Source organism: Xanthomonas citri pv. mangiferaeindicae (assembly GCA_002240395.1).
Taxonomy (GTDB): domain Bacteria; phylum Pseudomonadota; class Gammaproteobacteria; order Xanthomonadales; family Xanthomonadaceae; genus Luteimonas; species Luteimonas citri_A.
On record CP016836.1, the window covers coordinates 477,462 to 500,274 of the forward strand.

A 22,813-nucleotide genomic window follows, 5' to 3' on the forward strand; every position below is an offset into this window, starting at 1 on the left:
GAGGTCCAGCCGTAAAAAGGTGCGCGCAGTCTTGAGACCCCATCGTCAGGAAGTTGTTAGAGCACACGCCCCATGACCCGACTGCTCATCATCGAGGACAACCCCGAGCTGGTGGCCAACCTGTACGGCTTCTTCGAGCCGTTGGGCTACGTCATCGACGACGCCCGCGATGGCGCCACGGGCCTGCACATGGCCACCCACAACGATTACGACGCCATCCTGCTGGATCTGATGCTGCCGCGGCTCGACGGCATGACGCTGTGCCGCAGGCTGCGCGAGGACTTCCAGAACCCGGTGCCGGTGCTGATGCTGACCGCACGCGACCCGGTCGACGACCGTGTGCAGGGCTTCGCGCTGGGCGCGGACGATTACCTGATCAAGCCGTTCTCGCTCAAGGAACTCGATGCCCGCATCAAGGCGCTGGTGCGCCGTGCGCAAGGCCGGCAGGTACAGGGCACGCTGCGCTGGGAAGACCTGCAGGTGGACACCCGCGCCCCGCAGGCCTGGCGGCAGTCCCAGCCCATCGGGCTGACGCCCAGCACCCACAAGTTGCTGCTGTGCCTGATGCGCGCCGCCCCTGCCGTGGTCCGCAAGCAGGAGATGGAGTACCTGCTCTGGGGCGACGATCCACCCGACAGCGGCGCCTTGCGCACCCATATCCACGAGCTGCGGCAGCAGATCGACAAGAGCTTCGAGCCGGCGTTGATCGAGACCGTGCACGGCGTAGGCTGGCGCCTGCTTGCGCCTGCGGCCAAGATGCCGGACTGATCGAGGACGACCCGACGTGATGGTCATGCGCACCGCGCTCCGCCAGATGACGCTCAAGACCCGCATCACGGTGTCGTTCGTGCTTGCAATGGTCGCGGCGATGACGCTCGTGGTGCTGGCCGAGCAGCTCGATTACGACGAACTGCGGGAGAATGTGATCTCCCACAGCCTGACCCGCACGGCGCACCGGCTGGAGGCCGACCTTGCGCAAGGTATCGCCCCCACGCTTCCCGAAGACACCCGGCTCTACGACGCTCGGACCGTGCCCGAGACGCTGCACTGGTATCCGCCCGGCTATCACGGCGCCGAAAGGCCGGGCGGCTGGCACCTGCTGGTCTTCGAGCGCGACGGCGAGCGCTACTACCTGCAGCAAGCCGATGCGCACTTCGCGTATCTCGAACTTGCGATCGACATCTATGCACTGCTGATCATCCTGCTGTGCATCCTGTGCGCTTTCTGGATCGGGCGTGCGACTGCGACCCGGGTCATCGCGCCGATCACGCGTCTGGCCGAAGCGGTGGAGCGCAAGCACAAGCCCTTTCCGTTCCAGGAGGCGCGCGACGAGATCGGCATCCTGGCGCGCGCATTCGCCCAGCACAGCGATGAAGCGGAACAGTTCCTGCAGCGCGAGCGCTGCTTCGTCGGCGACGCCAGCCACGAACTGCGGACGCCGCTGGCCATCATCGCGGGTGCTGCGGAAACGATCGCCCACCAGTTGCCTGCCGACAGCCGCTTGGTCGCAAGTGCCGAACGCATCGTGCGTACCACCCAGGAGATGCAGCGTCAGTTGGCCTGCATGCTGCTGCTCTCGCGCGATCCGCATAGCCTGACCCGCAGCGACGTCGCGCTGCGGCCGCTGATCGAGGAATGCATGGTGCGCTGCAGGCCGTGGCTGGCGGGCAAGCCGGTGGCCCTGGTCCTGGACGCACCGCAGGACATCCATCTGCACACCAATCCCGAACTCGCCTGCAGCGTGATCTGGAACCTGCTGCGCAACGCCTGCCAGTACACCGACGAGGGCGAGGTGCGCATCGCCCTGCACGACGCGACCCTGGTGATTGCCGACACCGGTCCCGGCCTGCCGCCCAGCATCGACCCGCAGCAGTTCCAGCGCTTCCAGCCGAGCGCACGGCAGAGCGGCGAAGGCCTGGGCCTGTCGATCGTGCAGCGCATCGTCGAGCACCTGGACTGGCGGATGACGGTCGACAGTTCGGAGGATGGGTGCCGGTTCATGCTCGACATGCGGGCCGATGCCTGACCGAACGCCCTGTCCCCTGCGCCCGCGGCTTGGACCGATGCCTCAGACGGCGACGCGGCTGACGAACATCTGACGGCGCCTGCGCCACGCTGGTCCTGATCCAACGTTGCAGGACATTGCAGATGCCATCGCCAGGCCCCGCCGAGACCGGCAAGTACCCACACGGCAAGACCGGCCTGAGCCGGATCGCGCACACCTTGCTCTACTCGCGCGACGGCTTTCTCGCTGCCTTCCGCAGCGAGGCGGCGTTCCGCCAGTTGCTGGGCCTGCATGGCACGCTCGTCGTCGTGGCCTGCCTGCTGGACGTGGGACCGCTCGCACGTGCACTGATGCTGGCGGTGTGCTTCATCAGCCTGCTGACCGAGCTGCTCAACTCCGCGATCGAGGCGGTGGTCGATCGCATCTCGCTCGAGCGCCACCCGCTGTCCAAGCGCGCCAAGGACATGGGCAGCGCCGCCCAGACCATTGCGCTGCTGATGGTCGGCACGGTCTGGGCCTCGATCCTGCTGGGCTAGGCAGGGCGTAAGCGCCGCAGTCCCGCACGTCGGATTACGACCCCGACGGTGAGCGCTGACGCCCTGCGCAACCGTCGGGCGATCATGGCGCCGCGCCCCCCCTGTCCCAAACAAAAACCCCAGCGTGCACGGGCGCGCTGGGGTTCGTCGACGAGGCGATGTCGCCCGCGATCAGAACGGGATGTCGTCGTCGGAGAAGTCGTCCATCGGCGCCGGGCGCTGCTGCTGGGGGGCCTGGCGCTGCGCGGGGGCGCTGCGCTGCGGCGGGCCGTCGTTGCCCGGGCCGCGCTGCGGCCGGCTGCCGCGGTCGTAACCACCACCGCCACCGCCACCGCCGCCTTCGCCACGACCGCCGAGCATCTGCATCTCGTTGGCGACGATGTCGGTCGAGTACTTCTCCACGCCGTCCTGGCCGGTGTACTTGTCGTAGCGGATTTCGCCTTCGACATAGACCTGGCTGCCCTTGCGCAGGTACTCGCCGGCGATCTCGCCGAGCTTGCCGAAGAACACCACGCGGTGCCATTCGGTGCGCTCCTGCTTGTTGCCATCGCGGTCGTTGCGCACGCTGGTGGTGGCCAGGCTGATGCGGGTCACGGCCATGCCGCCCTGGGTGTACTTGGTGTCGGGATCGTTGCCGAGGTTGCCGACCAGGATCACTTTGTTGATGCCACGGGCCATGAGGAGTCCTTGGAATTGCGCCGGCGCGGGTGTCCGGGAATGAAGAGGGGGCGCGGACAGTGAATTATACCGGTCGCCGGGGCGCGATCCGGCAACCCCCTGGCGCGGGGCCGGGAAAGCGCCCCGCCGCCGTCGGGGCTCTCCTATAATTCCGGGTCTGCCCGTCCCGGATCCCGCATGAACAACGCCGCTGCCCCGGCCGCCAGGCTCGACCTGCCGGCGATCCAGTCGCTCGCCGCCGCGGACATGGCCCAGGTCGATGCGCTGATCCGGCGCCGGCTGGCGTCGGATGTGCTGCTGATCAACCAGGTGGCCGAGCATATCGTCTCGGCGGGCGGCAAGCGGCTGCGGCCGATGCTGGTGATGCTGGCTGGCCAGGCCACCGGGGAGGTGTGCGGCGACCACCACCAGCTTGCGGCGATCGTCGAGTTCATCCACACCTCGACCCTGCTCCACGACGATGTCGTCGACGAATCCGACCTGCGCCGCGGCCGCAGCACGGCCAACGCGATCTGGGGCAACGCCGCCAGCGTGCTGGTCGGCGATTTCCTGTACTCGCGCAGCTTCCAGCTGATGGTCGAGCTCGACAGCATGGCGGTCATGCGCCTGCTCGCCGACACCACCAACCGCATCGCCGAAGGCGAGGTGCTGCAGCTGCTGCACGTACGCAACCCCGACACCGACGAGGCCGCCTACCTGCGCGTGATCGAGCGCAAGACTGCGGTGCTGTTCGCCGCCGGCACCCGCCTGGGCGCGATGGCCTCCAGCGCCGACGCGGCCATCCAGCAGGCGCTCTACGACTACGGCATGCAGCTGGGCTACGCGTTCCAGATCGCCGACGACGTGCTCGACTACTCGGGCGACGCCACGGCGCTGGGCAAGAACCTCGGCGACGACCTCGCCGAGGGCAAGGCGACACTGCCGCTGATCCACGCGATGGCCCAGGCCACGCCCGAGCGCCGCGCGCGGCTGCGCACGATCGTCGAGCAGGGTGATACCACGGCCCTGCCCGAGGTACTCGCCGCGATCGCCGACGCCGGCAGCCTCGCCTACAGCCGCGCACGCGCGGTCGAGTACGCCGACGCCGCCGAACGCGCGCTCGACGGCCTGCCGGACAACGACGCCGTGGCCGCGCTGCGCGGCCTGGCCCGTTACGCGGTCGAACGCGGGTACTAAACAGCCCCGTCTTCGGCGCGTTGGCGACGCCCCGCCGAAGGCGTTCCTCAGCGGGTCGACGACGCCAGTACCTCCGCGAAGAAATCGCCCATCTGCCGCCATGCACGCCTGGCGGCACGTTCGTCGTAGACGCAGCCCGGCGGGCTCGCGGCATCGGACTCGGCGAAGCAATGCACCGCGCCGCTGTAATTGACGAACTGCCAGTCGGCGCCGGCCGCGTCCATCTCGCGTTCGAATCCGGCAATGTCGTCGGCGCTCACGCTGCGATCGGCCGCGCCGTTGAGCACCAGTACCGGCGCCTTCACCGCATCGGCCACGGCCGGCAACGGCGTCGACAGGCCGCCGTGCAGGCTCACAACGCCAGCGAGCGCGTCGCCGGCGCGGGCCAGTTCGAGCACCGTGGTGCCGCCGAAGCAGAAGCCGAACGCGGCGATCCGGGCTGCGTCGACCTGCGGCTGCGCCTTGAGCACCTCCACCGCCTTGCGCGCGCGTGCGCGCAGGGTCGGCCGGTCGTCGCGCAAAGCCTTCGCGACTGGGCCGGCCTCGGCATCGGTCGTGGGCCGGACATGCTTGCCGTAAACGTCGGCAACCAGCACCACGTAGCGGTCGCCGGCGGCCTGCCGCGCCTTCTCGACCGCCGAGTCGTTGACGCCCTTCCAGTTGGGCACCATCACCAGCCCCGGCCGCGGGCCCGAGACGGCATCGTCGTAGACCAGCACGCCGGCGAAGGTCTCGCCGTCGAGTGTCCACTCGACCGGGTCGGCCTTTGGCGCGGCGAATGCGGAGGTGGCGCAGACCAGCGACAACACGAGCAGGGACAGGCGCTTCATCGGACGGCTCCGGGCGACGGGGACCGGTCCAGCCTACTCCGCCCGGCGCGCGTCCGGGCGCGCGGGTTCAGGCAATACCCAGGCCCGGAATCGCGGTGATCGCATCGGGGTCGAAGCCCCGAGTTCGGCAAAATGGCGACCGCGCGCGGTGTAGTCGCGATAGGCACCGAAGCTCGGGGCGCCGGGCGAGAGCAGCAGCACCCCATCGCCGCCGAGTGCAGCGCGCGCCTGCCGCACCGCCGAAGCAAGATCCTCCGTCTCGATCAGCAAGAAGCCCCGCTCGCGTGCGACCGGCGCGAGCAGCGCGTGGATTCGCGGGCCGTTGGCGCCCATGGTCACGATCGCGTGCGGCGGGTGCGCTTGCATCGCATCGGCGAAGGCCTGCCAGTCCAGGCCGCGGTCGTGGCCGCCGACCAGCAGCGCGACCCGGCGGCCGGCAAACACGTCGAGCCCCGCCAGCGTCGCGTGCGGGGTGGTGCTGATCGAATCGTTGACCCAGGTCACGCCGTCGCGGGTGCCCAGCGCCTGCAACCGGTGCGGCAGCGGCACGAAATCGGCGGCCGCGGCGGCCAGCGACGCAGCGTCGATGCCGAGCGCCTCGATCGCGGTCAGCACCGCACACAGGTTGCCGCGGTTGTGGCGCCCGGGCAGCGGCAGGCCGACGGTGTCGAGCACACTGGCATCACCGCGATACAGCACGTCGCCGCGCAGGTGCCAGCCATCGGCGCGCCCGAACCAGCGCACCTCGCTGTCTGGCAGCGTCAGCGCGGCCAGACGCGGATCGGCGGCGTTGAGCACCGCGATCCGTGGCCGGGCCCGGGTCACCAGCGCGAGCTTGTCCTCGACATAGCGCTGCTCGCTGCCGTGCCAGTCCAGGTGTTCGGGAAAAATATTGGTGACCACCGCCACGTCCGGCCGCACGCCGCTCGCGGCGACATCGCCGGTCTGGTAGCTCGACAGCTCGATCGCCCAGGTATCGGCCTGCGCACCCTGCAGTTCCAGCAACGGCAAGCCGATGTTGCCGGCAAGCGCGGTGCGTCGGCCGGCGCTGCGCAGCAGGTGGGCGAGCAGCGCCGTCGTGGTGCTCTTGCCCTTGGTGCCGGTGACGCAGATCGTGCCGGCCGCGATCTCGCCCGGTGCGGCGCGCTGCGCGAACCACAGCGCGGTGCCGCCGATGAACCGCGTGCCCTGCGCCGCCGCGGCCACGGCCTCGGGCCGGTACGGGCTGATGCCCGGCGACTTGATCACCACGGCAAAGCGCGCCAGGCGTTCGGCGCTCGCCTCGGTCTCGACCAACAGCGCCGGATCGCCCAACCCGCGCACCGCGTCGGCCTCGGCGGGCGTGCAGAACACCGTCAGCGGCAGCGCCGCCGTCGACGCCCGGCGCTCGCCGGGCCCCGGCTCGGACACGCCGGGGCCCGCGACCCGCGCGGCGCGCAGCGCGGCATACGCGGCCCGTCCTTCGCGTCCCCAGCCCCACAGCGCAATACGGCCGCCTTGGGCGGCGAGCGCGTCAAGCGGCGAGATGCGCACGCAGGCGTTCCCACAATGCGGCGGGCACGCGATGCTCCTCGTCGACCACCAGCAGCGGCGCGATGTCCAGCTCGCCCGCGTCGAGCCTCGGCGCGATCTCGCGTGCGAAACGGCCGACCACCGCGTCCTCGCGCCATTCCGGGCGCTGCGCCAGCGCTGCCATCGCCGCACGCGATTCGCGGCCCTCGCCGACGCATTCGAACGGCTTGTGGTCGCGATACTCCAGCAGGGCATCGAAGCCGGGCACCTGGGCCGGATCGTCGAGCAGGTTGCGGCCGAAGATCGCCACCAGCCTCGGCTTGGGCATGAACGGGGCCAGCGCGAGAAACACGAAATGGCATTTGGGACAGATGCCGCACCAGCGGTTGACCGGCCGCTCGCCGAGCAGATGGAAGTTGCGGTTACAGCTGGAGAAGTGCGCGTCGTAGCGGTCGGTCCTGGCGAACTGGCGCGCGACCGCCAGCTCCGACAGCGGCCGCAGCAGCGAGTAGTAGTGCAGGTCGGCGGCGACGTGCCGCTGCACGTGCTCACCGAACGCGCGCTCGAACGCCCAGCCCTTCGACCACTGGTGGTTGACCTCGTTGGTCGTGCTGCCATCGGCGGCCTGGATCAGGCTGCCGTAGCTGGCCGAGCGTTCATTGGAGAACACCACCTGGTCGACACCATGCAGCACCGCCGCCAGCACCAGGATCGCCGAGTTGATCGCGGTGACCGGAATATGCCCGTTGAGCGCACCCTGACGGTTGTACTCGAACAACTGCGGCGCCAGTTGGCGGCCGATGTTGAGCGTCGGCAAACCGGTGCGCTCGGCGCAGACCCGGATCAGCTGCGAGCCGCCGATCCATGCCACGGTCTGCGCCACGTCCAGCGCGCGCAGCGCCTCGATCGACACGAGTGAATCCTTGCCGCCGCCGATCGCGACCAGCGCATGGGCACGCAGATCCAGCGCCGGTGCCGTGACCTCATCGGCCGCGGCGTCGGCCGGGAAGCGGATCTTGCCGTGCAGGTCGAGCCCGTTGCGGTAGGCGAATTCGCCCAGCCCATGCACATAGGCGTCCTCGAGCAGGGCCGCGGTGGCAGCGTCGATCGTATAGCCGTCGATGCGGATCTGCGGCGGTACGGCGGCCTTGTAATAGCTCACGCCGGCGAGCAGGTGCAGCAGGCGCAGCGCGCGGGTCGCGGCCTGCGCGCGCGCGCCCTCGAGCGCGAACGGGGCGCCGGGCACGGTCACGGTCTCGACCAGCTCCGGGCCCTCGTCGAAGGCATAGCGCAAGCGCGCCACGCCGGTCGCGGCGTCGAGATCGCAGTCGACGAAGCAGAAACTGTGGATGGCGGATCTATCGAACGTGGTCATCGACTGGAAGGTTCCGGGCCACTGCGGCGCAGCAGGCGCCGGGCAGCGAAATATTCGAAAAAGAGAGCCGGCACGCCGCCGAACACGGCACCGATACCGGCGGCGATCACGGCAATTTCGACATCGATATCGCGGTACATCACGAGCCGCATGGCCAGCAGCAACAGCGGATACAACACGAACGCAAGCAGCACGGTGAAGAAGGCAGTCCAGAGGGCGCCCGCCCGACCGTAGCCGAGCGTGTTCGGCAACCACCGCCAACGCGGAACTCCGGCCGCAGCCAACGCCGCCGCAGCAGCGGCGAACACTGCAAACACGGCAAACCCTGCCACACCGAACTTGTCGACACCGAACATCCACAACGCGCTGCCCGCGAGCAGGCAGGCGATCAATGCCGAGACCAGCACATACTCCAGGACCGGGGGCATGCCCGGCCCCGGCCCAGCGACGTGCCGCCCGCCATCATCGACAGCCGGGCAACGGTCGTCATGCTTCACCGTCCGCCTCCAGCACCGCTTCAGCCGGCAGGCCGCGCAGGTTGTAGTCGTTGGCCATGACGAAACCGTAGGCGCCGGCGTCGGCGAGCAGCACGGTGTCGCCCTCGGCGGTCGCCGCCGGCAGCAGACGCCGGGTGCCGAAGACGTCGCTCGATTCGCAGATCGGACCGACGACATCGCAGACGACTTGGCGCTCGTCGTCGAGCCGGGACAGGTTGTGGATGCCATGCCAGGCGTCGTACATCGCCGGCCGCATCAGGCTGTGCATGCCCGCATCGAGTCCCACGCGACGCGTGCCGAGCTTGTCGACGACCTGGGTCACCGTTGCCAGCAACACGCCGGACTCGGCAACCAGGAAGCGACCGGGCTCGATCGCCAGGCGATAGCGTGGGTACTCGGCCTTGATGCTGGCCAGGCCCACGCCCCAGGCCGCAAGGTCGAACGGGGCGTCGTCGGGGCGGTAGGGTATCGGCAAGCCGCCACCGATATCGATGGTGTCGACCGTGCCCACCGCGTCGGCGAACGCCGCCAACTCGGCGTAGACCTCGCGCCAGTGGGCAACGGTCTCGATGCCGCTGCCCAGATGGGCGTGGAGCCCGGTGATGCGCACATCGAGATCGGTGGCCGCGTGCACGAAGGCATCGAAGGCCGGCAGCGCCAGCCCGAACTTCGAGGCCGCGCCGCCGGTGACGACCTTGGCGTGGTGGCCATCACCGCGCCCCAGATCGAGCCGCAGCCACAGATCGCGACCGCGGAACACGTCCGGCCAGCGCTGCAGCGCCTCGACGTTGTCGAGGGTCACGGTGACGCCGAGCGCGAAGGCCGCGGCGTACTCGTCGCGCGGCGCGAAGCTTGGCGTGAACAGCACACGCGCCGGGTCGAGCTCGGGCAACGTCGCGAACACATGCTCGAGCTCGCCGCGCGACACGCATTCCAGGCCGAACCCGGCCTCGACCAGCGTGCGCAGCACCGCCGGATGCGAGTTGGCCTTGATCGCGTAGAACCGCCGGTCGACCGCGGCGACGCCCGCCAGCGCCTGCGCCCGTTCGCGCACCGTCGGCAGGTGGTAGATGTAGCGCGGCGCCCCGGGCGTTGCCATCGCGAGCAGACGCGCACGCGCGTGCTGCCACCACGGCGTCGGGCGTTCGCGGCGGCCGTGCGCGATCTCGCGCCAGCTCGGGCCGAACACCGCGCTGTCGTGGACCGGCATCGCGCCACTGCCGATCAGCTCGGCATGCAGCACCGGCAGCAGGCCGTCGGCATCGGCCTCATCGATGACGAAGGTCAGGTTGAGGTCGTTGGACGACTGCGAAATCAGGTGCACGCGCTCGCGCCCCATCGTCGCCCAGACATCGGAGAGCTTGTGCAGCAGCGAGCGCATGCCGCGCCCGACCAGGGTGATCGCCGCGCAGGGCGCGATGACCTTGACGCGGCACACCTCGGCCAGATCGTCGCTCAACCGCGCCAGCACATCGGTGCTGACCAGGTTCTCGCTCGGATCGAGCGACACGGTGACGTTGGTCTCCGACGAGCCGATCAGATCGACCGACAGGCCGTGACGCTTGAAGCGCTCGAACACGTCGGCCAGGAAGCCGACCTGCTGCCACATGCCGATGCCTTCCATCGACACCAGCACGATGCCGTTGCGCCGGCTGATCGCCTTGACCCCGGGTACCGGCTCGGCGCTGCCGTCAATCGCGGTGCCCGGCAGATCCGGACGCTCGGTGTCGAGGATCGCCATCGGCACGCCGCCGTCGCGGCAGGGCTTGATCGAGCGCGGGTGCAGCACCTTGGCGCCGGTGGTCGCGATCTCCTGCGCCTCGGCGTAGTCGAGCCGCGCGAGCAGGCGCGCATCGGGCACGTCGCGCGGGTTGGCGCTGAACATGCCCGGCACGTCGGTCCAGATTTCCACGCGGCGCGCACCCAGCAACGCCCCGAAGTACGCCGCCGAGGTATCCGAGCCGCCGCGGCCCAGGATCGCGGTGCCGCCGTCGCCATGCCGCGCGATGAACCCCTGGGTCAACAGCATCCGCGTCGGCTGCGCCGCGAACCGCCCGCGCCAGTCGCCGTCGGGTTCGCGCCGGCAGTTCACCGACAGCCGCGAGGCCCAGCCGCTCTGGTTGGGCAGCGCCACCGCGTCGAGCCAGTCGCGCGCATCGCACCAACCGAAGTCCAGGCCCTGCGCGGCCAGGTACGCCGCGCCGATCGTCGAGGACAGCAGTTCGCCCTGCCCCAGCACCTCGGCCTGCCAGTCCAGCGGCCGCCCGGACGCACGCGCATCGCGCACCAGGGCCTCCAGCGCGGCGAGGCGAGCGCCGAGCACCGCGTCGGCATCGAGCCCGAGCTCGGCGACGAACGCGCGGTGGCGCTCGACCAGGGCATCGACAGTGCCGTCGGCCGCGTTGCCATCGGCAATCGCGGTCAGTTCGTTGGTCACCCCCGACAGCGCCGACACCACCACCAGTACGCGAGCATCGTGTTCCTGCGCCCGGCGTTTCGCCAGCCGGCCGATGGTGTCCCAGCGGTGGCGGCGCGACACCGAAGTGCCGCCGAACTTGAGCACGATCCAGCGATCGTCGAAAGGTGAGGACATCGGAGGTGGGGTCTCGGACGGAAGGAGAAGACAGCACCGCGCGGGCGCTGCAGTGGACACGTCGCCGACGCAAGGCCATGCGCGGCGGAACGCCGATTCTAGGCGCCGGCGGAGGCGGAGGGAATCGAACCGCTCGATTTCGGGCACGGGTTGGGTAAGCTGTCGCGCCGCACGACGCCTGCCCGCGCATGACTTCCCGACGTTTCGTCCAGGTGGACGTGTTTGCCGACCGGCCCGGTGCCGGCAATCCGCTGGCGGTGGTGCTCGATGCCGACGGGCTGAGCGACGAGACGATGCAGGCCATTGCCCGCTGGACCCGGCTGCCCGAGACCACGTTCGTCTTCCCACCCTCTAGCGAGGCGGCCAGTTACCGCATCCGCATGTTCTCGCCCCGCCGCGAAGTGCCGTTCGCCGGACACCCGAGTGTCGGCACCGCGCACGTCGTGCTCGACGCCGGCCTGGCGCATCCGCGCGACGGCGTGCTGGTGCAGGAGGGCATCGCCGGATGCCTGCCGCTGGCGGTGGTCGGCGAGGGCGCGGCCCGGACAATCTCCGTGCGCACGCCGCGCGCACGGGTCGTTGAAGTCGCGAGCAGCGAGGACCCGCGGCTGCGTACCGCCTTGGCGTCGCTGCCGCCGGGCGCGCTACCTCCGGCGCTGATGGACGGCGGGCGACGCTGGTGGCTGGCCGAGGTTGCCGACGAAGCGGCGCTGCGCGCCGCGACCCCGCAGTGGGATGCGATCGCCGCCTTGGCCGAGGCCACCGGCAGCATGGGTGTGTGCGCCTTCGCGCGCAGCGCAGGCGACAGCGATTACGACCTGGCGGTGCGCGCGTTCGTCGGCGCCACCGCGTGCTTCGAGGACGCCGCCTCAGGCGCGGCCAACGCGACCCTGGCCGCCTGGCTCGCAGCGCGCGACGCACTGCCAGGGCCAGGCCGTCGCTACCGGGTCAGTCAGGGCCGCGAGGTCGGTCACGATGCGATGCTCGAGCTGTGTGTGGACGCCGATGGCGAGGTCTGGTCGGGCGGCCGGGTCCAGAGCGTGGTCCACGGCATGATCGACTGGCGCTGAGCCAAGCATCGGCCTGCCGGCATCCACGCCGACAGGCCCCTGCCGCACCGCCGCGGCGGCACGGCAGGAGTCAGGCGCATCAGCCCTCGAGTTCGGCCTCCAGCGACAGCGGCACCGCCGACAGCGCCTTGGAGACCGGGCAGTTCTGCTTGGCGTCGTCGGCGATCTCGCGGAACTGCGCCGCGTCGATGCCCGGCACCTTGGCGCGCGTCTTCAAGCGGATCGCGCTCAGCTGCGGGCCGCCATCCATCGACAAGTCGACATCGGCGCGGGTGTCGATCGACTCGGGCGCGAACCCGGCTTCGGTGAGCTTGGCCGACAGCGCCATCGTGAAGCAGCCGGCGTGCGCGGCGGCGATGAGCTCTTCGGGATTGGTGCCCTTTTCCTCGCCAAATCGGCTGTTGAACCCGTAGCGCACGGCGTCCAACAGGCCGCTTTGCGGCGTCGACAAAGCGCCCTTGCCAGACTTCAGATCGCCGCTCCAGCGGGCGGTGGCGTGGCGGGAAATACCCATGACGCGTTCTCCATCGGGACAGGAGCCGGCGAGCGTATCGGCGCAGACGTGACGCGGGCGTTCTTAGGGCGACACGCTGCCGTCCAGGTGGCCATGGGTGCGCCAACGGGTCGCGATTGCGCACGCGGACAGCCGCCAGACAGGCGCAACCGCGATCGGCGGCGCCGCGGGCCGCCTAAAACCGCTGTTTTTTTGCGCTTTCCTATTGGCGGGTGCGCAGGGATGACCTACATTTCGCTTGCCGGCTCGCTCGGCCAGGAATCATCCAATCCATATTTGACGAGGGAACCACAGACCCATGGCAACGAAGAAGGCCACCACCAAGAAAGTGCCGGCCAAGAAGGCGGCTGCGCCGAAGAAGACCGCCACCAAGTCCGCAGCACCCAAGCCGATCAAGGAAGCGCTGAGCAAGTCGGGTCTGGTCGCGCACATCGCCGACGCCACCGGCCTGGCCGCGAAGGAAGTCCGCGCAGTGTTCTCCGCGCTCGAAGGCGCCGTGCACGGCTCGATCAGCAAGAAGGGCGCCGGCTCGTTCACCCTGCCGGGCCTGCTGAAGATCACCTCGGTCAGCGTGCCGGCCAAGCCCAAGCGCAAGGGCATCAACCCCTTCACCAAGGAAGAGCAGTGGTTCGCCGCCAAGCCCGCCTCGGTCAAGGTCAAGGTGCGCCCGCTCAAGAAGCTCAAGGACGCCGCTGCCTGATCCCAGGCAGATGATGCGTTGCCCCGATCGGGACGGCCTTGGCCGTCCCGATCGCGTTTTCCGGACCGCGCGATCCCCTTGCCGCGCAACCGGCACCGCACATGCGCCCTGTCGCGCAACGTGCACACGATGCGAACGGTCGGCATCGCAAGCTCGCCGGCCCGCGCCTGTGCGCCCATCACGTCGGATCGCCGCCATGAGTTTCCAGGGGTTCCTCAACCATCTCCTCACCTCCCAGAGCGGCGGCAAGCCGGGCAGCAGCCTGCTCAATGCGGACTTCGGCAAGGGTGCAGTCGCCGGCGGCGCGCTGGGCCTGTTGCTGGGCAAACACCGCAAGACCCGCAAGCTCGCCAGCTACGGCGGCCTGGCCGCGATCGGCATGATGGCCTACCGCGCCTATGGCGATTACCAGAAGCAGCAGGCGGACGCGGCCGTACCGGCGCCACAGACCGTCGACCGGTTGCCCGCGCCGCAGGCCGATCTGCACAGCCAGGCGATCCTCAAGGCCCTGGTCGGCGCCGCCAAGGCGGACGGCCATCTCGACGCACGCGAGCGCGAGGTGATCGAGGCCGAGTTCCGGCGCATCGACACCGCTGCCGACATCCAGCCCTGGCTGCACGCCGAACTTGAGAAGCCGCTGGATCCGGCCGAGATCGCACGCGCCGCGACCTCGCCGGAGATCGCCTCGGAGATGTACCTGGCCAGCGTGCTGGTGGCCGACGAGACGAGCTTCATGGAACGCAGCTATCTCGATGAGCTTGCGCGTCAGTTGGGCATCGCGCCCGAGCTCAAGGCGAACCTCGAACAGGAAGTCCGCGCTGCCGCCGGACGTTGACGCACAGCGCGCCGACCCCACCTTCGCAGCGACGCGGTTACCGTCGCTGCAATGACGCCGCCTTCCTCCGCCCGCCCCCGCGACTACACGCCGCAATTGCGCCGCACCTTGCGTGCGGTACTGCTGCTGGCGGTACTGGCCGCCGCCGGCCACTGGGCCTGGCATCAACCCTTCATGGCGCAGCCGCGTGCCGTCGCCCGGATCGCCGCCGCGCCGGCGCCCGAAGCCCTGCCGATGCCGGTCGACGGCGTCACCGCCGGCCGCGTTGCCGACACCTTCGGTGCCCCGCGCGGGCGCGATCGGCAGCACGAGGGCGTGGACATCTTCGCGCCGCGCGGCACGCCGGTGCGCAGCACCACCGAAGGCCTGGTCGTGGGCATCCGCGACGCTGGCCTCGGGGGTCGCCAGGTCTGGGTGGTCGGCCCGGGACGTCAGCGGCACTACTACGCGCACCTGGACGATTTCGCCGAGCTGCTGTCGGTCGGCGACGTGGTGCGTCCTGGCGACATGCTGGGCACAGTCGGCGACACCGGCAATGCGCGCGGCACGCCGCCGCACCTGCACTACGGCATCTACGCGGCCGACGGCGCGTTCGACCCGCTGCCGCTGCTGCGCGCGGCCCCGGCCGCGGACGACGCGTCCGGGACGCGTTGACGCACCGGCGCGCCCGGCACCGCGCCGCACTTCCGGGTTACCCTGCGCGCGGCGCCTGATATGCAGCATCGGAGTTGGAGATGGACAAGCGTTTCTGGATCTGCGGGTTGACGCTCTCGGCCAGCGCGCTGCTGTTGGGCTTTCTGGTCCATGGCGTGCTGCTGCGCGCCGACTATCTGGCGCTCGCCCATCTGTTCCGCCCGCGCGAGGATGCCAATGCCAATGTCGGCTGGATCCTGCTGGCGTATCTGTCGCTCGGCCTGGCGATGACCTGGCTCTACCGCTGGCTGCCGCCGCCGGTGCGCAGCAAGCGCTGGCATGGCGCCCGGTTCGGGCTGGCGCTGGCAATGGTGTCGTTCGTGCCCTGGCATCTGCTCGCCCATGCCGGCCAGCCGTTCCCGCTGAGTCTGACGCTGCGCCAGGTCGTGCTCGATGTGATCGCGATGCAGTTGCTCGGCCTGCTGCTGGCGTGGCTGCAACCGCATCGCCGCGTGCTCGCGCCCGCACCCGACGAGCGCGGTCACCGCTAACCCGGCATTCACCCCCGACACGTAGGGTGCGCAGGACTGCACCAGGAGACCGTCGCATGCGCGCCCTCGCCCGTCCCGTTGTCTTGTCGCTGCTGCTCGTGCTGACCGCCTGCACCTCGCTGGGGGTGGTCCAGGCCTGGCTCGGCGACCAGGTCGCGTTCACCGCGCCGCAACTGCAGCGCCAGCTCGACACGCGCTTTCCCAGGACCTTCGAGCGCGTCGGTGGCCTGGTCTCGGTGACGCTGCAGAACCCGCGATTGACGATCCCGCAAGGCGAGCAGCGGCTGCGACTGGATTTCGATCTGGGCGTAGGCGGCGCCGTCGCCGACGACCGTCTGGGCCACCTGGCGCTGGTCAGTGGCCTGCGTTATGACGCCGCCACGCGCGGCCTGCATCTGGAGGATCCGCAATTGCTGCAATTCGATCTGCCGGGCACCCATGCGCTGCTCAAGGGCGGCGCGCAGGGCATCGTCAACGGCCTGCTGGCCGAGTATGCGCGCAGCGAGCCGATCTACCGGCTCGACGACGACCTGCTGTCGAAGCTGCCGGCCGGCAAGCGCATCGGCGAGGTCGCGGTCGGCGACGGCCGCGTGGTGGTGCACCTTGCGCGCTGACCGCGCCGCGCTGGCGCTGTGCGCCGCGCTGATGCTGGCGGCCTGTGGCGACCGCGACACCCAGCGCGGCAAGGCCGCGGACGGCAGTGCGGACACCACCGGCCTGCCGCAACCCGTTGCGACCGGCGATCCGGTGACCGGCATGCCGGGCGCGCCCGGCCCCGGCGATGTGCCACTGGGCGGCCGGGCCCCGGCGCCCGAGGTGCCCGATCTGGCCGCCGTTCCGCTCGAGGACAATCCCGAGACCGGCCTGTTGCCGGCAGCGACGGACGCCACCGCGGACATCGCGCCGCCGAGCCCGGAGGCGGCGGTGGCGGCGATCCGCAGCTACTACACGGCGATCAACGCGCTCGACTACACCAGCGCCTATGCCCTGTGGTCGGATGGCGGGCGGGCGAGCGGGCAGACACCGGAGCAGTTCGCGGCCGGCTTCGCGCAGACGTCCACGGTCATGGTCGACATCGGCACGCCCGACCCCATCGAGGGCGCCGCCGGCTCGCGCTACATCGAAGTGCCGGTGTCGCTGCGCGCCCAGCAGGCGGACGGTTCGATCCGACGCTACGAGGGCCGCTACGTCCTGCGCGCTGCGGTGGTCGACGGGGCCAGCCAGACGCAGCGCGCCTGGCACATCGCATCTGCGGACCTGCGCGAGGTGGCCGCGCCCTGACCGCGGGCGCGGATGCACATCTGCTGCGTCAGCGCTTGGGCTGGAGCATGGTGCCGGTGCAGTTGGCGGCCCCGCAGCGGCAGCCCCACAGCTTCTTGAGCGCGGGCGTGTGCCGTTCGGCCAGGGTGATGCCGTAGTTGTAGGTCAGTTCCTCGCCCTGGGCGATATCGCGCAGCGCCTCGATGAAGACCTTGTCCTTGTGCCGACGGTCCTTGGCGTCTTCCTCGACCACCGCCTCGCAGTTCGGATCGCAGGAGTGGTTGATCCAGCGCGCGACGTTGCCCTCGATGTTCGCGTCGATAACGTACTCGTCGTTGAGCGTGAACAGGAACGTGTGGCCGTCTTCCTCCTGGTCGCCGTATTCGGCATCGACGTCGGCGTGGCTGCGCAAAAACCCTTTGTAGCGGATGATGCGCTCGCCCTTGGCGATCGCTTCGGTGGCAAATACACCGTTGCCGTGGATCGCCGAGCGGCGGGCCTCGATCTTCCTGGTCTTCTTCTTGGGCATCGTGCGCTCTGGGTCGATGAGGACAAGCGCCGCATTGTCGCGGACCCGCCCGCCCACCGCCACTGGCACGTGGCACTGAACGCCGGCCTGCCCGGACGTTGTGATCGATCGGCCAAAAAAGTACAATTTTGGTCCGCATTCCGCAGTCAGCTTTTTTCACCATGCTCCGGGTCACCAAGCTCACCGATTACGCCACCGTTGTCCTGACCGTGCTCGCCGCCCGGCCGGACACGGTGATGAGCGCGACCGAGCTCGCCGAGCGCGCAGGCCTGGAGACGCCGACGGTCAGCAAACTGCTCAAACCGCTGGCCCAGGCCGGGCTGGTCGAGGGTTTCCGCGGCGCCAATGGCGGCTACCGCCTGGCACGCGCCCCGTCGGCGATCAACCTGGTGCAGATCGTCGAGGCAATGGAGGGCCCGCTGGCGATGACCGAGTGCAGTCTGCACGACAGTCAATGCGGGATTTCCGACCAGTGCGGCGTGCAGGGCAACTGGCGCCGCATCAACGAGGTCGTCGCCGAGGCCCTGCGCGGCGTGACGCTGGCGCAGATGCTCGACGACGCCCCGCGCGCCCCTTCCTTTCCCACCCCTGCCGGGGCGAAGCGCATCGACGCCCGCCTCGCGCAGCCATAGACAGTAGGCAGCCGCCCCCATGGCCACCGACATCATCGAAGTCCCCGAGACCAACCGGGAGATCCACGCGCAGCTCGGCCGTCGCTACGACGCCGGCTTCGTCACCGATATCGAATCCGACAGCTTCCCGCCCGGGCTGGACGAGGACGTCGTGCGCGCGCTGTCGCGCAAGAAAGGCGAGCCTGCGTGGATGACCGACTGGCGCGTCGCCGCCTATCGCCACTGGCTGACCATGCCGGTGCCGCACTGGGCCAAGCTGCAGATCGCCCCGATCGACCTGCAGGCGGTCAGCTACTACTCCGCGCCCAAGGGGCCGAAGTACAAGTCGCTCGACGAGGTGCCCAAGGAACTGATCGATACCTACGACAAGCTCGGCGTGCCGTTGCACGAGCGCGCCAAGCTGGCCGGCGTCGCGGTCGACGCGGTGTTCGACTCGGTTTCGGTCGGCACCACGTTCCGCAAGGAGCTGGCCGAGAAGGGCGTGATCTTCTGCTCGATGTCCGAAGCCATCCAGGAACACCCCGATCTGGTACGCCAGTACCTGGGCTCCGTGGTGCCGGTCGGCGACAACTACTTCGCCGCGCTCAACTCGGCGGTGTTCTCCGACGGCAGCTTCGTGTTCATCCCCAAGGGCGTGCGCTGCCCGATGGAGCTGAGCACCTATTTCCGCATCAACGCCGGCCACACCGGCCAGTTCGAGCGCACGCTGATCGTCTGCGAGGACAAGGCCTACGTTTCGTACCTGGAAGGCTGCACCGCGCCGATGCGCGACGAGAACCAGCTGCACGCCGCGGTGGTGGAGCTGGTCGCGCTCGAGGATGCGGAGATCAAGTATTCGACGGTGCAGAACTGGTACCCCGGCGACGAGAACGGCGTGGGTGGCATCTACAACTTCGTGACCAAGCGCGCCGAGTGCCGCGGCGCCCGCAGCAAGGTGACCTGGACCCAGGTCGAGACCGGTTCGGCGATCACCTGGAAGTACCCCTCCTGCGTGCTGCTGGGCGACGACTCCTCGGGCGAGTTCCACTCCGTGGCGCTGACCCACCATCGTCAGCAGGCAGACACCGGCACCAAGATGATCCACGTCGGCAAGCGCACCAAGAGCAAGATCGTCAGCAAGGGCATCAGCGCCGGCCGCGGCCAGAACACCTACCGCGGTCTGGTCAAGGTCGGCAGTGGCGCGGAAGGCGCGCGCAACTACACCCAGTGCGACTCGCTGCTGATCGGCAAGGACTGCGGCGCACACACCTTCCCGTACATCGAGGTCCGCCACCCCGGCGCGACCGTCGAGCACGAGGCGACGACCTCCAAGATCAGCGACGACCAGTTGTTCTACTGCCGCGCGCGCGGCATCTCCGAGGAAGACGCGGTCAGCCTGATCGTCGACGGCTTCTGCAAGCAGGTTTTCCGCGAGCTGCCGATGGAGTTCGCGGTCGAGGCCAAGAAGCTGCTGGAAGTCTCGCTGGAAGGCTCGGTCGGCTGACACCAAGCGACCCTTCCCGGGCGACGGACCGGGGGATTCGGGCCTCGAGCCCGCCCCAGCCTTTCGACCCGCTTTTTCCGTACCCCCATCCCCAATGCCGAATCCCATGCTCAACATCGACAACCTCCACGCCCGCATCGGCGAACGCGACATCCTCAAGGGCCTCTCGCTCGACGTGAAGCCGGGCCAGGTGCACGCCATCATGGGCCCCAACGGCGCCGGCAAGTCCACGCTGGGCAACATCCTCTCCGGTCGCGATGGCTACGACGTCACCGCGGGTACGGTCACGTTCGAGGGGCAGGACCTGCTGGCGCTCGAGCCCGAAGAGCGCGCCGCCGCCGGCGTGTTCCTGGCGTTCCAGTACCCGGTCGAGATCCCGGGCGTGAACAACACCTACTTCCTGCGCAGCGCACTCAACGCGCAGCGCAAGGCGCGTGGCCAGGAGGAGCTCGACTCGATGCAGTTCCTGCGCCTGGTGCGCGAGAAACTCGCGGTGCTGCACCTCGACGACCGCCTGCTGCATCGCGGCGTCAACGAGGGCTTCTCGGGCGGCGAGAAGAAGCGCAACGAGATCTTCCAGCTGGCCGTGCTCGAGCCCAAGCTGGCGATTCTCGACGAGACCGATTCGGGTCTGGACATCGACGCGCTCAAGAACGTCGCCGACGGCGTCAACGCGCTGCGCTCGCCCGACCGCGCGTTCATCGTGATCACCCACTACCAGCGTCTGCTCGACTACATCCGACCCGACGTGGTGCATGTGCTGGCCGACGGCCGCATCGTGCAGAGCGGCGGTCCGGAGCTCGCGCTGCAACTCGAAGAAAAGGGCTATGCGTGGGTCAAGGACCGCGTCGCACCCGAGGCGGCGGCGTGATGAGCGCCCTGCTCGACTCCCTCGCCGCGGGCTTCGACGGCGACGCCGCGCGCCGCCCTGCACTCGATGCCGCGCTGGCGGCCGGCCTGCCCGGTCCGCGCAGCGAATCCTGGAAGTACACCTCGCTGCGCGCGCTCGAGCGCCGCGTTTTCGCCGCGCCCGGCGATACCGCGATCGACCCGACGCTGCTCGCCGGCATCCCGGCGCCGCGCCTGGTGTTCGTCAACGGCCGCCCTGCCCCCGTGCTGTCGGATCCGGGCACCGGCATCGCCGGCTTGTCGATCGGCTTCACCGAGGCCGCTGCGCTGCCGACGATCGAGGACCGGCCCGATGCAGTGTTCGCCCGGCTCAACGCCGCCCTTGCCGTCGACGGCGTTGCGATCACCGTCGACGCCGCGACCGAGGTCACCGCCCCGTTGCACCTGGTGTTCATCGGGGCGCCGGCCGACACCGACCAGGCCTGGCACCTGCGCCACCACATCGCGCTCGGCGCCGGCGCGCGGCTGACCGTGGTCGAGCACCATCTCGATGCGGGCACCCATCGCCACCTCGACAACGGCGTGTGCTCGCTGCGCCTCGCCGATCGCGCACACCTGCGCCATCTGCGGCTGCAGCGCCGCGACGCCGGCGCGACTGCGTTCCTGCGCACCGACGCCGAGCTGCAGACCGGCGCGATCTACGACCGCGTCGACGTCGAGGCCGGCGCGGCGCTGTCGCGCCACGAGCTCGACGTGCGCCTGGTCGGTGCCGATGCGCGCCTGACGGCCAACGGCGTGCTGCTGGCCGGCGGCCGCGGCCACCTGGACACGCGCCTGGGCATCCGCCACATCGCCCGCGACACCGCCTGCCGGTTGTTGTGGCGCGGGATCGGCGATGGCCGCGGCCGGGTGGTCTTCCACGGCGGCATCACCATCGATGCCGGCGCCGACGGCACCGATGCGCGGCTGTCGAACAAGAATCTGCTGCTGTCGGCGACCGCCGAGATCGATACCCAGCCGGTGCTGGTGATCCATGCCGACGAGGTCCAGGCCGCGCACGGCGCCACGGTCGGCCAGCTCGATCCCGGCGCGCTGTTCTACCTGCGCTCGCGCGGCCTGCCCGCTGGCGATGCGCAGCGTCTGCTCACCGCCGCCTTCGTGCGCGAACCGCTGGCCGCGATCGCCGACGAGACGCTGCGCACGCTGGCCGAAACCGCACTGGACGACGCGCTCGCCGCGCTCGTGCGCGCATGAGCGCCCTGCCGCCGCTCGATCCGCCGTTCGACGGCCCCAGCGTGCCCGCCGACGGTCACGGCGAAATCGACTGGGCGTCGGTACGTGCCGACTTCCCACTGCTGCTGCGGGAGGTCCACGGCAAGCCGCTGATCTACTTCGACAACGCCAACACCGGCCAGAAGCCCGCCTGCGTGATCGAGGCGGTCGACGGCCACTACCGCCGCCACAACGCCAACGTCAGCCGGGCCGTGCACCAGCTCGGCACCGAAGCGACCGAAGCCTACGAAGGCACGCGGCGCAAGCTGGCGCAGTTCCTCAACGTGCGCGCCGACGAACTGGTGCTGTGCAGCGGCACCACGTTCGCGATCAACCTGGTGGCCTACTCGTGGGCGCTGCCGCGGCTGAAGGCCGGCGACACGATCCTGGTCTCGCGCATGGAGCACCACGCCAACATCGTGCCCTGGCAGATCGTCGCCGAGCGCACCGGTGCGACCATCCGCGTGGCGGAGATCGCTGAGGACGGCACGCTCGACCTCGAGGCGCTGCGCCACGCGATGACGCCGGACGTGAAGCTGCTTGCGGTCACCCACGTCTCCAACGTGCTGGGCACCGTCACCCCGGTACGCGAGATCTGTCGCCTGGCGCGCCGGCACGGCGTGACGACCGTCGTCGACGGCTCGCAGGCAGTGCCGCACCGCCGGGTGGACATCGCCGCGATCGGTTGCGACTTCTACGCTTTCACCGGCCACAAGATGTGCGGGCCGACGGGTACCGGAGCGCTGTGGGCGCGCCGCGAGCACCTCGAGGCGATGCCCCCGTTCCTGGGCGGCGGCGAGATGATCAAGGAGGTCGCCTTCGGCGGCACGGTCTACAACGACCCGCCGCAGCGCTTCGAAGCCGGCACCCCGAACATTGCCGGCTTCGCGGGTCTGGGCGCGGCGGTCGACTACCTCGAACGACTCGGCATGGACCACATCGAACAGCGCGAAGCCGCGCTGCTCGCGCACCTGACCGAAGCGCTGGGCACGATCGACGGCCTGCGCATCCTCGGCGCCGCACCGGACAAGGCCGCGGTGGTGTCGTTCCTGGTCGAGGGCGCGCATGCGCACGACCTGGCGACGCTACTCGACCTGGAGGGCGTGGCCGTGCGCTCGGGACAGCACTGCGCGCATCCGTTGCTGCAGTTCTACGGGGTCGCGGCCACCTGCCGCGCCTCGCCGGCGTTCTACAACACCCACGACGAGATCGACGCCTTCGTCGCCGCGCTGCGCAAGGTCCGCCGGTTGTTGGGCTGACGCGCCGCGTCGCGGCGCTTCTGG

The 22,813-nt window shown here is 69.8% G+C and carries 23 protein-coding genes and 1 pseudogene; 16 read left to right on the plus strand and 8 right to left on the minus strand.

Annotated features, from left to right (window positions below):
• The first annotated feature begins 72 nt into the window (after window positions 1–72).
• The 3 genes from BEN78_02100 to BEN78_02110 all read left to right on the plus strand — a co-directional run bounded on the left by BEN78_02100 (window position 73) and on the right by BEN78_02110 (window position 2,541).
• The gene (locus BEN78_02100; GenBank protein ID ASR42365.1) at window positions 73–768 is read left to right on the plus strand and encodes a two-component system response regulator; all 696 of its coding nucleotides are present in this window, start codon (window positions 73–75) and stop codon (window positions 766–768) included.
• A 19-nt stretch (window positions 769–787) separates the two neighbouring features.
• Window positions 788–2,026, plus strand: a complete 1,239-nt coding sequence (locus BEN78_02105; GenBank protein ASR42366.1) for a two-component sensor histidine kinase — start codon at window positions 788–790, stop codon at window positions 2,024–2,026.
• A 122-nt stretch (window positions 2,027–2,148) separates the two neighbouring features.
• Window positions 2,149–2,541, plus strand: a complete 393-nt coding sequence (locus tag BEN78_02110; protein ID ASR42367.1) for a diacylglycerol kinase — start codon at window positions 2,149–2,151, stop codon at window positions 2,539–2,541.
• Between the two features lie 171 nt (window positions 2,542–2,712).
• Here BEN78_02110 and BEN78_02115 read toward each other — a convergent pair whose 3' ends face one another.
• Window positions 2,713–3,219, minus strand: coding sequence for a single-stranded DNA-binding protein (locus tag BEN78_02115; protein ASR42368.1), 507 nt, complete (start codon window positions 3,217–3,219; stop codon window positions 2,713–2,715).
• Window positions 3,220–3,396: 177 nt separating this feature from the next.
• Between BEN78_02115 and BEN78_02120 the strand changes: the two genes are divergently transcribed.
• On the plus strand, window positions 3,397–4,395 hold the full coding sequence (locus tag BEN78_02120; GenBank protein ID ASR42369.1) for an octaprenyl-diphosphate synthase: 999 nt from the start codon (window positions 3,397–3,399) through the stop codon (window positions 4,393–4,395).
• 47 nt (window positions 4,396–4,442) lie between these two features.
• Here the strand turns inward: BEN78_02120 and BEN78_02125 are convergent, their stop codons facing one another.
• The 5 genes and pseudogenes from BEN78_02125 to BEN78_02145 all read right to left on the minus strand — a co-directional run bounded on the left by BEN78_02125 (window position 4,443) and on the right by BEN78_02145 (window position 11,202).
• Window positions 4,443–5,225: a dienelactone hydrolase gene (locus BEN78_02125; protein ID ASR42370.1), complete on the minus strand. Its 783-nt coding sequence runs from the start codon at window positions 5,223–5,225 to the stop codon at window positions 4,443–4,445.
• Between the two features lie 67 nt (window positions 5,226–5,292).
• Window positions 5,293–6,758: pseudogene (locus BEN78_02130) on the minus strand (UDP-N-acetylmuramoylalanine--D-glutamate ligase).
• Window positions 6,739–8,112 (minus strand): hypothetical protein, encoded by a 1,374-nt coding sequence (locus tag BEN78_02135; GenBank protein ID ASR42371.1) that lies wholly within the window; start codon window positions 8,110–8,112, stop codon window positions 6,739–6,741. Before BEN78_02135 ends, BEN78_02130 begins: the two are co-directional and overlap by 20 nt.
• Complete coding sequence (locus BEN78_02140) at window positions 8,109–8,540, minus strand: hypothetical protein (protein ID ASR42372.1); 432 nt, start codon at window positions 8,538–8,540, stop codon at window positions 8,109–8,111. Before BEN78_02140 ends, BEN78_02135 begins: the two co-directional genes overlap by 4 nt.
• A gap of 58 nt (window positions 8,541–8,598) precedes the next feature.
• On the minus strand, window positions 8,599–11,202 hold the full coding sequence (locus BEN78_02145) for a diaminopimelate decarboxylase (protein ID ASR42373.1): 2,604 nt from the start codon (window positions 11,200–11,202) through the stop codon (window positions 8,599–8,601).
• A 188-nt stretch (window positions 11,203–11,390) separates the two neighbouring features.
• On the opposite strand from BEN78_02145, the gene BEN78_02150 reads away from it, so the two are divergent.
• A complete protein-coding gene (locus BEN78_02150; GenBank protein ID ASR42374.1) occupies window positions 11,391–12,272 on the plus strand; it encodes a phenazine biosynthesis protein PhzF family in 882 nt (293 codons plus the stop codon).
• Between the two features lie 79 nt (window positions 12,273–12,351).
• Here the strand turns inward: BEN78_02150 and BEN78_02155 are convergent, their stop codons facing one another.
• Window positions 12,352–12,786 carry an OsmC family peroxiredoxin gene (locus BEN78_02155; GenBank protein ID ASR42375.1) on the minus strand — a complete coding sequence of 145 codons (435 nt, stop codon included), beginning with the start codon at window positions 12,784–12,786 and terminating at the stop codon, window positions 12,352–12,354.
• Between the two features lie 298 nt (window positions 12,787–13,084).
• Here BEN78_02155 and BEN78_02160 point away from each other — a divergent pair, with 298 nt between their 5' ends.
• From BEN78_02160 to BEN78_02185, 6 genes are all read left to right on the plus strand, one after another.
• Window positions 13,085–13,486 (plus strand): DNA-binding protein, encoded by a 402-nt coding sequence (locus BEN78_02160; protein ID ASR42376.1) that lies wholly within the window; start codon window positions 13,085–13,087, stop codon window positions 13,484–13,486.
• A gap of 196 nt (window positions 13,487–13,682) precedes the next feature.
• Entirely contained in the window at window positions 13,683–14,321 is a 639-nt protein-coding gene (locus BEN78_02165; protein ID ASR42377.1) for a hypothetical protein, read from the plus strand.
• Window positions 14,322–14,372: 51 nt separating this feature from the next.
• Window positions 14,373–14,975 (plus strand): peptidase, encoded by a 603-nt coding sequence (locus tag BEN78_02170; protein ID ASR42378.1) that lies wholly within the window; start codon window positions 14,373–14,375, stop codon window positions 14,973–14,975.
• Window positions 14,976–15,055: 80 nt separating this feature from the next.
• Window positions 15,056–15,505: a hypothetical protein gene (locus BEN78_02175; protein ASR42379.1), complete on the plus strand. Its 450-nt coding sequence runs from the start codon at window positions 15,056–15,058 to the stop codon at window positions 15,503–15,505.
• Window positions 15,506–15,624: 119 nt separating this feature from the next.
• A complete protein-coding gene (locus BEN78_02180) occupies window positions 15,625–16,119 on the plus strand; it encodes a hypothetical protein (protein ASR44851.1) in 495 nt (164 codons plus the stop codon).
• Entirely contained in the window at window positions 16,109–16,786 is a 678-nt protein-coding gene (locus tag BEN78_02185; protein ID ASR42380.1) for a hypothetical protein, read from the plus strand. The genes BEN78_02180 and BEN78_02185 overlap by 11 nt, the downstream gene beginning before the upstream one ends.
• A gap of 28 nt (window positions 16,787–16,814) precedes the next feature.
• Here BEN78_02185 and BEN78_02190 read toward each other — a convergent pair whose 3' ends face one another.
• The gene (locus tag BEN78_02190) at window positions 16,815–17,294 is read right to left on the minus strand and encodes an SET domain-containing protein-lysine N-methyltransferase (GenBank protein ID ASR44852.1); all 480 of its coding nucleotides are present in this window, start codon (window positions 17,292–17,294) and stop codon (window positions 16,815–16,817) included.
• Between the two features lie 161 nt (window positions 17,295–17,455).
• On the opposite strand from BEN78_02190, the gene BEN78_02195 reads away from it, so the two are divergent.
• From BEN78_02195 to BEN78_02215, 5 genes are all read left to right on the plus strand, one after another.
• Window positions 17,456–17,926: an SUF system Fe-S cluster assembly regulator gene (locus tag BEN78_02195; protein ID ASR42381.1), complete on the plus strand. Its 471-nt coding sequence runs from the start codon at window positions 17,456–17,458 to the stop codon at window positions 17,924–17,926.
• A 19-nt stretch (window positions 17,927–17,945) separates the two neighbouring features.
• On the plus strand, window positions 17,946–19,409 hold the full coding sequence (locus BEN78_02200) for a Fe-S cluster assembly protein SufB (GenBank protein ID ASR42382.1): 1,464 nt from the start codon (window positions 17,946–17,948) through the stop codon (window positions 19,407–19,409).
• 106 nt (window positions 19,410–19,515) lie between these two features.
• The gene (locus tag BEN78_02205) at window positions 19,516–20,280 is read left to right on the plus strand and encodes a Fe-S cluster assembly ATPase SufC (protein ID ASR44853.1); all 765 of its coding nucleotides are present in this window, start codon (window positions 19,516–19,518) and stop codon (window positions 20,278–20,280) included.
• Window positions 20,280–21,512, plus strand: a complete 1,233-nt coding sequence (locus BEN78_02210) for a Fe-S cluster assembly protein SufD (GenBank protein ID ASR42383.1) — start codon at window positions 20,280–20,282, stop codon at window positions 21,510–21,512. Before BEN78_02205 ends, BEN78_02210 begins: the two co-directional genes overlap by 1 nt.
• A gap of 41 nt (window positions 21,513–21,553) precedes the next feature.
• Complete coding sequence (locus BEN78_02215) at window positions 21,554–22,789, plus strand: cysteine sulfinate desulfinase (GenBank protein ID ASR44854.1); 1,236 nt, start codon at window positions 21,554–21,556, stop codon at window positions 22,787–22,789.
• The last annotated feature ends 24 nt before the right edge of the window (window positions 22,790–22,813 follow it).